At 72.6% G+C, this 8757-nt stretch carries 8 protein-coding genes; 4 read left to right on the forward strand and 4 right to left on the reverse strand.

Annotated features, from left to right (window positions below; translation table 11 throughout):
* Nucleotides 1–54 precede the first annotated feature (54 nt).
* Nucleotides 55–1086 carry an aldo/keto reductase gene (locus BEP24_RS08715; protein ID WP_065962431.1) on the reverse strand — a complete coding sequence of 344 codons (1032 nt, stop codon included), beginning with the start codon at nt 1084–1086 and terminating at the stop codon, nt 55–57.
* Between the two features lie 103 nt (nt 1087–1189).
* Complete coding sequence (locus BEP24_RS08720; protein WP_065962435.1) at nt 1190–1981, reverse strand: alpha/beta hydrolase; 792 nt, start codon at nt 1979–1981, stop codon at nt 1190–1192.
* Nucleotides 1982–2016: 35 nt separating this feature from the next.
* Between BEP24_RS08720 and BEP24_RS08725 the strand changes: the two genes are divergently transcribed.
* Nucleotides 2017–2778 carry an NAD(P)H-hydrate epimerase gene (locus BEP24_RS08725; protein ID WP_065962436.1) on the forward strand — a complete coding sequence of 254 codons (762 nt, stop codon included), beginning with the start codon at nt 2017–2019 and terminating at the stop codon, nt 2776–2778.
* A 111-nt stretch (nt 2779–2889) separates the two neighbouring features.
* Here the strand turns inward: BEP24_RS08725 and BEP24_RS08730 are convergent, their stop codons facing one another.
* Nucleotides 2890–3831: a 2-deoxy-5-keto-D-gluconate 6-phosphate aldolase domain-containing protein gene (locus BEP24_RS08730; RefSeq protein ID WP_065962460.1), complete on the reverse strand. Its 942-nt coding sequence runs from the start codon at nt 3829–3831 to the stop codon at nt 2890–2892.
* A 138-nt stretch (nt 3832–3969) separates the two neighbouring features.
* Here BEP24_RS08730 and BEP24_RS08735 point away from each other — a divergent pair, with 138 nt between their 5' ends.
* Complete coding sequence (locus BEP24_RS08735; protein ID WP_065962439.1) at nt 3970–4860, forward strand: neutral zinc metallopeptidase; 891 nt, start codon at nt 3970–3972, stop codon at nt 4858–4860.
* A 195-nt stretch (nt 4861–5055) separates the two neighbouring features.
* Here BEP24_RS08735 and BEP24_RS08740 read toward each other — a convergent pair whose 3' ends face one another.
* Nucleotides 5056–5979 (reverse strand): thioredoxin domain-containing protein, encoded by a 924-nt coding sequence (locus tag BEP24_RS08740; protein ID WP_065962441.1) that lies wholly within the window; start codon nt 5977–5979, stop codon nt 5056–5058.
* A gap of 248 nt (nt 5980–6227) precedes the next feature.
* On the opposite strand from BEP24_RS08740, the gene ugpC reads away from it, so the two are divergent.
* Both ugpC and BEP24_RS08750 read left to right on the forward strand, forming a co-directional pair.
* Nucleotides 6228–7328, forward strand: coding sequence for a sn-glycerol-3-phosphate ABC transporter ATP-binding protein UgpC (gene ugpC, locus BEP24_RS08745; RefSeq protein WP_065962443.1), 1101 nt, complete (start codon nt 6228–6230; stop codon nt 7326–7328).
* 89 nt (nt 7329–7417) lie between these two features.
* Complete coding sequence (locus BEP24_RS08750; protein ID WP_065962445.1) at nt 7418–8719, forward strand: DUF4032 domain-containing protein; 1302 nt, start codon at nt 7418–7420, stop codon at nt 8717–8719.
* The last annotated feature ends 38 nt before the right edge of the window (nt 8720–8757 follow it).

Raw genomic sequence — 8757 nt, forward strand, 5'->3', positions numbered from 1 at the left:
GCCCACGGCGCCCCGCGCCCGGCGCCGGGTCCCTGCTGCTCGGTGCCCGGTGCCTCAGCGTCCGCCGGTGATCTTCCGCTCACGCTGCGCGACGCCCGCGGTGCCGTAGGGGTAGTCGTCGACCCGCGGGGCGCTCGCGTCGGTCAGGGTCCGCAGCTCGTCGTCGGTCAGGACGAGGTCGGCCGCGCCGAGGTTGTCCTCGAGCTGCGACAGGGTCCGCACGCCGAGGATCACGCTCGTGACGGCGGGACGCGCGAGCAGCCAGGCGAGGGCGACCTGCGACCGCGACGCCCCGTGTGCATCGGCGACCGCGGACACGGCGTCGAGCACGGCCCAGGTGCGCTCGTCGGCGTTCCGGGCCTCCCACGCCTCCATGCCGCGTGCGGGGTCCTCGCCGAGGCGGGTCGCCCCGGTCGGTGCCTCGTCGCGCTGGTACTTGCCGGTGAGCCACCCGCCGGCCAACGGGGACCAGGGCAGCAGGCCGATGCCCGCGTCGAGGCAGGCGGGGACGACCTCGTGCTCGATGTCGCGCACGAGCAGGTTGTACTGCGGCTGCAGCGTCACCGGAGGAGCCCAGCCGTGCGCCTTCGCCTCGTACACGGCCTTCGTGACCTGGTAGCCGAGGTAGTTCGAGAACCCGTAGGTGCCGATCTTGCCCGCGGACACCGCGTCGTCGAGGAAGCGCAGGGTCTCCTCGATCGGCGTCAGGGCGTCCCAGGCGTGCATCTGGTACAGGTCGATGTGGTCGACGCCGAGTCGCTCGAGCGAGGCGTCGAGGGCGACCCGGAGGTGCCGTCGGGACAGGCCGAGGTCGTTCGGTCCGTCGCCCTGGGGGAAGCGGCCCTTCGTCGCGAGGACGACCTGGCGCGCCTCGGTGGGGTGGGCGGCGAGCCAGCGGCCGATGATGCGCTCGGACTCGTTGCCGGAGTACACGTCCGCCGTGTCGACGAGGGTGCCGCCGGCCGCGACGAACGCATCGAGGATCTGGTGGGAGGTGGGTTCGTCGGCTTCGCTGCCGAACGTCATGGTGCCGAGGGTCAGCGTCGACACCGATGTCCCGCTGTTGCCGAGGAGTCTGTAGTCCATGCGCCGGACGCTACGCCCGGCGCGGTGCGCGGAGGAGGACCCGCGAGTACCTGTCAGCGCGGTCCGGACAGGACGGACCGGCGTCACCCCTCGATGAACGCGATCACTGCGTGGTCCCGCCCCGGATGAACCCGATCGCCGCCTCACGGAAGTGCCGCGACGTCGGCGCGTTGAAGTGGTTCCGCCCCGGGATCTCGAAGAACGACGCGTCCGGCGCCGCCTCCGCCAGTCGCACCGCGCTGTCCTTGATCCCGTCCTCGCTGCCGGCGGCCATCAGGATCGGCTGCGTCGGGGCGTTCTGCGGCGTCGGCTCGATGCTGTCCCGCATCCCCTCGACCATCGCGACGAGCGCCTGCAGGTCGTTGCCCTCGATGCTGCCCGCCATCTGCAGGTACCCGTTCGTCACGCGGTCCTCGATCGGGGTCCCGTCGGCGATGTACGCCTTCGCCTGGTCGACGGCCACGCGGCGCATCGGGTCGGCGTCCGGGATGCCGCCGAGCACGGCACGCGAGATGCGGTCCGGGATGCGCTCGGCGGTGTGCCAGCCGACGCGGGCGCCGAGCGAGTAGCCGAGGAACACGACGTCGGACAGCAGGTAGGTGTCGATGACCGTGGTGACGTCCGCGACGAGCAGGTCCATCGAGTACGCGGAGGGGTCGTGCGGCTTCGACGAGGCACCGTGGCCGCGCTGGTCGAGCGCGACGACCCGGTGTCCGGCGCGGACGAGGTCGCGGGTCCAGCCGGAGGCGTGCCAGTTGAGGACCGCGCCGGACGCGAACCCGTGCACCGCGACGACGACGGGGGCGTCCGGGTCGCCGAAGTCGTAGGTCGCGAGCTTGAGCCCGTCGGGCGACATCACGGCACGGGGACGGGGTGCTTCGGGGACGAGTGACATGGCGCCACCAGGCTACCGGGGGCAGGGTGGTGGGCATGGACGGTTACGGCGGCGATCAGGTCCGGGCGGCGGAACGGCCGCACCTCGAGGCGGGGGAACCCCTCATGCAGCGCGCGGCGGACGGGTTGGCGCGGATCGTCGGCGACCTCCTCGACGACCCGGCGGTCCGGCCCGTCGACGGCCCGGGGTCGGTCCTTGTGCTGGTGGGGAGCGGTGACAACGGCGGGGACGCCCTGTTCGCGGCGGCCCGCCTGGCGTCGGACGGGAGGCGCGTGGCACTGGTGCGCGTCGGCTCACGCGTGCACGAGGCGGGCCTGGCAGCGGCGCTGGACGCCGGGGCGCGCCTCCTGGCCGGTCCCGGTCCGTCGCGTGCCGACGCCGGGGCGGCGGACGTGCTCCGCGCCGCAGCGGTCCCGGACGGGCCGCGGCTCGCGGCCGTCGTGACCGAGGCCGCTGCGGCGGCCGACGTGCTGCTCGACGGCATCCTCGGGATCGGGGCGTCGGGTCCGGTGGCCCTGCGCTCGCCCGCGCGCGATGTGGTCGACGCCGTCCGCGAGCTCGCCCGCGACCAGCGGGCGCCGTTCGTGGTGGCGGTGGACCTGCCGAGCGGCGTCGATCCGGACACCGGCGGTGTGGCGGACGAGCACGTGCTGCACGCCGACGTGACGGTGACGTTCGGCGGGGTCAAGGCCGGGCTGCTCCGCGGGCCGGGAGCGACCCTCGCCGGTCGGGTCGAGTTGGTCGACGTGGGCATCGGCGACGAGCTCGCGGCGGTGGAGCCGCTCGTCCGCACCTGAGCCGCACCGGGGCAGCACCGGGTCAGCACCGGGTCAGCACCGACCCCTGCGCGCAGACCGATGCTCGTGCTCGCCGGGGTCAGCGCTGATCGGGGTCAGCAGGCAAGGGCGTCAGCGCCCGCCGGCGTCGAGCCCGTCCACGACGTCCGGCCGCGCCTCGAGCCACATGTCGACGAAGTGCCGGTAGTTCGCGGCGATCTGCCGTTCGGCCGCCTCGTGGTCGAGGCCCTGCTGCACCACCTCGTCGAGGGCCTCCTCCCAGTTGCTCCGACCGATCGCGAAGCCGACGAACCCGTCGACGGGCGCAGCCGTCCGGAGCCAGTGGTCGACCTGCTCCTCGGGGGCGTCGCGGCCGAGCACGATGCACTGCACGCGGTCGCGACCGCCGGCGCGGGCGGCTGCGACGACGCGCTCGGCGTCCTCGGTGCGGTCGAGACCCTCGAGCTTCCAGACGTCGGCCTCCACCCCGTGCTCCTGCAGGTACCCGATCGACGCGACGACGAGTCCCGGCCGGACGTCGCGGTCGTAGTCGTCCGTCGCGGCCTGCTGCTCGTCGGTGCCCGGGACGAGCAGCTCGACCAGGAACGTGCGTCCGGCGTCGTGCAGGGTGCGGGAAACCTCGGCGAGCCGCTCGGCCTGACCGCGGCGCTCGTCGGCGTCGAAGGCCGGGTTGTCGCGGACGAGCACCTTCACGAGGTCGGGGTCGAACGCGTCGACGTGCGCGACCCAGTCGTCGCCGTACTCCAGCTGGAACCACTCCTCGCCGGACCGCTCGATCGGCATCGCGAGCCGCAGTCCCGCCTCGGTGACGAGCCGGGCGACCTCCGCGCCGTACCGCTCGTCGACGAGCACGCCCGTGCGGGCACGCGAGGCACCGGCGGCGAGCGCCGCGAGCACGCCGCGGTACACGAGCTGCTTGCCCGCGCGGACGCGCTGGGCGTCGGCCTCGTCGGTCGGCTCTCCGGAGTCGTCGCCGTAGGTGTGCTCCAGCAGCGAGGACCGCTGGTCCATCGCCAGGAGGAAGAGGGGGTGCTGCTCGTCGAGGTCGGCCATGCCGCCCATGCTGCTCGCACATCCTCCGGGGCGGCTCGGTGGGCGCGGTACGGCTCCGGCTCGGGTGGCCACTGCGCGCGCCGGACCGTTCCCCCGACACCTGCGGACGCCCCGCCCGCCGCACCGTACGTTCGGAGCATGACGTTCAACGAGGACTCCCGGCTCTCCGGCGGGAAGGTGAAGCGCCGCGGCCGCGGTGTCGCCGTCGGCGGTGGCGCGGTCGGCATCGGCGCGATCGTGGTGTTCCTGATCGCCCAGTTCACCGGCGTCGACCTGAGCGGCATCGTCGGCGACGGCGGGACGACCCAGGTGCAGCAGCAGGGCGAGACGGTCGACGCGACCCAGGAGTGCCGGACCGGGCGGGACGCCAACCTGCGCGTGGAGTGCCGGATGGAGGGCGCGGCCGAGTCGCTCGACGCCTACTGGACGCAGGAGGCCCGCACGCTCGGGTTCTCGTACGACACCCCCGCGTTCTGGCTCTTCGACGGCTCGACGGACACCTCGTGCGGCCAGGCATCCGCGGCGACCGGCCCGTTCTACTGCCCGCCGGACCGCGCCGTGTACCTCGACACCGCCTTCTACGACGACCTGCAGTCCCGCTACGGGTCGTCGGGCGGTCCGCTCGCGCAGATGTACGTCGTCGCGCACGAGTGGGGCCACCACGTGCAGCAGCTCCAGGGCACGTTCGCCTCGACCGACCGGTCCGGATCCGGGGCCTCGTCGGGCAGCGTCCGCACCGAGCTGCAGGCCGACTGCTACGCCGGCGCCTGGGTCGGGTCGGCGGCGACCACGAAGGACGCCGACGGGAACACCTTCTTCGAGCCGGTGACCCGCCAGGAGATCGCCGACGCGCTCTCCGCGGCGAGCGCGGTGGGCGACGACAGCATCCAGGAGCGCGCGACCGGTCGGGTCGACCCGGACTCGTTCACGCACGGCACGAGCGAGCAGCGGCAGGACTGGTTCACCCGCGGGTACGAGCAGGGCGCGGGGTCCTGCGACACGTTCAGCGTGCCGGGCTCGTCCCTCTAGGGACGCTCGCAGCGACGCGCGCCGACGCGCGCGGCCACGCGCACCGGTCCCGCGGACGGCGGGACACGGCACCCGGGTGCCCCCTGACGGACGGGAGGCTCCCCACCGGTCCGGTGGGGAGCCTCCCGTCCGTCAGCGGGGCACGTCGCGACGTGCCGTCACGTCGGGTGCGCACCCGACGGCGCGCGACGCGCGTCAGCCCGCGGTGGGCGAGGCGCTCGCGCTGGGCGTGGGGGTCGGGGTGCCCTCGGTGGCACCCGCAGCCGACACCACGAAGGACCGGAAGTCGTCGTTGGTGATCGGCGCGGTGAGCTCGTACTGCTTGCCGTTCACGAGCACGAGCGGGGTGCCGGGGAACTCGGAGAGCGACGAGCCGGGGATGTCCCCGTCCGTGACCGCAGTCGTGCGCTCGTCGACCCACTTGGCGTACGTCTGGTCGGCGATGCAGTCGCGGACCGCCGCCTTGTCCTGCACCCCGCGGACGCCGGTGACGAGGCGCTCGAGCTGCGCGTCGGTCAGGCCGGCCGTGCCCTCCTCGGGCTGCTGCGCGTACAGCGCCCGGTGCACGGCGAAGAACTGGTCCGGCGACCGGTCGGCGACGCACGCTGCGGCGTTCGCGGCGCGGAGCGAGTACTTCGTGCCCTGCGAGCGGTTGCTGAGGATCGCGACCGGGTGGATGTCGACCGTCGCGGCTCCGGACTCGGCGAGGCTCTCGATGTAGTCGCCGTTGGCCTTCTCGAACTGACCGCACGTCGGGCAGAGGTAGTCGACGTACATCGTGATGCGCACGGCGCTCGCCCCGGCCGTCGCACCGGAGGCACTGGCGTCCGGCTCCGGCGACGAGGAGGCACCGACCGCGCGGAGCCCCTGCCCGATCGTGATGCCGCCCTGCGACATGTTCGCGGGTCCGGGACCGGCGGGCTTCGTCGAGTCGACGATGACGAGCGTGACGATCGTGGCGGCGGCGACGAGCACCACGCCCAGGCCGATCTGCAGGCCGAGCCGGGTGCCACGCTGCCGGCGCTTCTGCTGCGTCCGGATCTTCTGGGCCCGCTGGCGTGCGGCTTCCCGTCGTTCGTTGCGCGCGGCGCGTGCGTCACCCTCGGGGCGGTTGGTCATGCGTCGGTGTCCTCACGTTGATCCTGACGTCCGCACGGCCTTCCCCCGCACGGCGGACGGACCAAGCGATCGTAGTGGTCCTTCCTGGGACCAGCCAACCAGGTCCACCGGAGCACTGGCGCCGCCGGGAGAACTCGTGTTGTATGAGCACCGATGGTCGACGACGACCATCCGGGGCCCCCACGGGCAACCGCTTCACAACGGATCGTCCGGCACGTACCTGCCGGTGAAGGAAGGATCGAACGCTCATGGCGTCCGTCACCTACGACAAGGCAACCCGTCTCTACCCCGGAGGCAACCGTCCCGCGGTCGACTCCCTCGACCTCGACGTCGCGGACGGCGAGTTCCTCGTCCTCGTCGGCCCCTCGGGCTGCGGCAAGTCCACCTCGCTGCGCATGCTCGCCGGCCTCGAAGAGGTCAACTCCGGCGCGATCCGCATCGGCGACCGCGACGTCACCGACGTCCCGCCGAAGGACCGCGACATCGCGATGGTCTTCCAGAACTACGCGCTGTACCCGCACATGACCGTCGCCGAGAACATGGGCTTCGCGCTCAAGATCGCCGGCGTCGGCAAGGAGGAGCGCGCCACCCGCGTGCAGGAGGCAGCCAAGCTCCTCGACCTCGAGCAGTACCTCGGCCGCAAGCCGAAGGCGCTCTCCGGTGGTCAGCGTCAGCGCGTCGCGATGGGCCGCGCGATCGTCCGTCAGCCGCAGGTGTTCCTCATGGACGAGCCGCTGTCGAACCTCGACGCCAAGCTCCGTGTCCAGACCCGCACCCAGATCGCGTCGCTCCAGCGTCGCCTGGGCGTCACCACGGTCTACGTCACGCACGACCAGACCGAGGCGCTGACCATGGGCGACCGCATCGCGGTGCTCAAGGACGGCATCCTGCAGCAGGTCGGCTCGCCGCGCGATCTGTACGAGAAGCCGAACAACGTCTTCGTCGCGGGCTTCATCGGCTCGCCGGCGATGAACCTGCTGCCGGCCGACGTCGTCGAGGGCGGCATCCGCTTCGGTTCGCTGAACCACCCGCTCGACCGCGACACGCTGTCGAACGCCCGCGCCGCGCAGATCACGGTCGGCGTCCGCCCCGAGGACATCATCGTGTCCCCGTCGGGTGACGGCCTGCCCGTCACGGTCGACGTGGTCGAGGAGCTCGGCGCCGACGGCTACCTCTACGGTCACGCCGACGTGAACAACCAGCGCGTCGACATCGTCGCCCGCGTCGACGGCCGCGCGCACCCGTCGATCGGTGACACGATCGTCGTCTCGCCGAAGCAGGGCCACGTCCACGCCTTCGACACCGAGTCGGGCGAGCGCCTCGACGACAAGGCCGTCGTCAGCGCCTGACGCTGTCCGAGCCGGACGGGAGGCGCGGTGCCGACTGGCACCGCGCCTCCCGTCTGTCACACCACCCGCACCACCTGCAGGAGCCAACCGTGCCCGACTCCCTGTCCATCACCGCCGCGACCGTCGACCCGGGCCTGCTCGACCTGCCCTGGGACCGGCCGCTCGAGGACTGGCCGGACGACGTCATCGTCGCGCTGCCGAAGGGCATCTCGCGGCACCTGGTGCGCTTCGTCCACCTGAGCGGCTACGTCGCCGCGGTGAAGGAGACCGGCGAGGAGGTCGCGCGCTCCGAGTACGAGATGCTCCGCACCCTGCAGCGCATGGACGTCCCGTGCGTCGACCCCGTCGCGGTGATCACGAACCGCGTCGACGAGGACGGCGAGCCGCTGCACCCCGTGCTCGTCACGCGCCACCTCCGCTTCTCGCTGCCCTACCGCGCGCTGTACTCGCAGACGCTGCGCCCCGAGACGGCCACCCGACTCGTCGACGCCCTCGCGCTGCTGCTCGTCCGCCTGCACGTGATCGGCTTCTACTGGGGCGACGTCTCGCTGTCGAACACGCTGTTCCGCCGCGACGCCGGGTCGTTCGCCGCGTACCTGGTCGACGCCGAGACCGGCAAGCTCTACCCCGGCGGCCTGTCGAACGGGCAGCGCGAGAACGACCTCGAGGTCGCGCGCGTGAACATCGCGGGCGAGCTGCTCGACCTCGAAGCAGGGGGCCGCCTCGACGAGAACGCCGACGCCGTCGACGTGTCGAACCGGATCGTCGCGCAGTACCGGACGCTCTGGAAGGAACTCACCGGGACCGAGCAGTTCGACATCAAGGAACGCTGGCGCATCAACGACCGGGTCGAGCGGCTCAACGCGCTCGGCTTCGACATCGAGGAGCTGTCGATCCACACCACCGAGGGCGGCTCGCAGGTGCGGATCCAGCCGAAGGTGGTCGACGCCGGGCACCACCAGCGTCGCCTGCTGCGGCTGACGGGGCTGGACGCGGGCGAGAACCAGGCCCGCCGGCTGCTCAACGACCTCGACGCCTACCGCGCCCGCAACGGCCGGGACCAGCTCGACGAGGAGATGGTGGCGCACGAGTGGGTGTCGCGGGTGTTCGAGCCCGTCGTCCGGTCGATCCCCCGGGACCTCCGCGGGCGACTCGAACCCGCCGAGGTGTTCCACGAGCTGCTCGAGCACCGCTGGTACATGTCGCAGGAGGAGGAACGCTCGGTCTCCCTGCCGGAGGCGACCACGGCGTACATCAACGACGTCCTGCGACACCGTCGGGACGAGCGGCTGCTCATCGACCCGCCGACCTCGTCGATGACGCTGCCGATCCCGGTGGTCGACGACGGGTCGGACGACGAGGACGTCGCAGACTGGCGCGCGTCCGTCTGAACGGACAGGAGGCCCGGTGCCGGTCTCGCGGACCGGCA

Source organism: Curtobacterium sp. UCD-KPL2560 (genome assembly GCF_001705035.1).
GTDB lineage: Bacteria > Actinomycetota > Actinomycetes > Actinomycetales > Microbacteriaceae > Curtobacterium.

What these genes read in the sequence shown, in the direction of transcription:
- BEP24_RS08725 (WP_065962436.1), top strand. Translation starts at nt 2,017, where the DNA reads ATGGACGGTTACGGCGGCGATCAGGTCCGGGCGGCGGAACGGCCGCAC.
- ugpC (WP_065962443.1), top strand. Translation starts at nt 6,228, where the DNA reads ATGGCGTCCGTCACCTACGACAAGGCAACCCGTCTCTACCCCGGAGGC.
- BEP24_RS08735 (WP_065962439.1), top strand. Translation starts at nt 3,970, where the DNA reads ATGACGTTCAACGAGGACTCCCGGCTCTCCGGCGGGAAGGTGAAGCGC.
- BEP24_RS08715 (WP_065962431.1), bottom strand. Translation starts at nt 1,086, where the DNA reads ATGGACTACAGACTCCTCGGCAACAGCGGGACATCGGTGTCGACGCTG.
- BEP24_RS08730 (WP_065962460.1), bottom strand. Translation starts at nt 3,831, where the DNA reads ATGGCCGACCTCGACGAGCAGCACCCCCTCTTCCTCCTGGCGATGGAC.
- BEP24_RS08720 (WP_065962435.1), bottom strand. Translation starts at nt 1,981, where the DNA reads ATGTCACTCGTCCCCGAAGCACCCCGTCCCCGTGCCGTGATGTCGCCC.
- BEP24_RS08740 (WP_065962441.1), bottom strand. Translation starts at nt 5,979, where the DNA reads ATGACCAACCGCCCCGAGGGTGACGCACGCGCCGCGCGCAACGAACGA.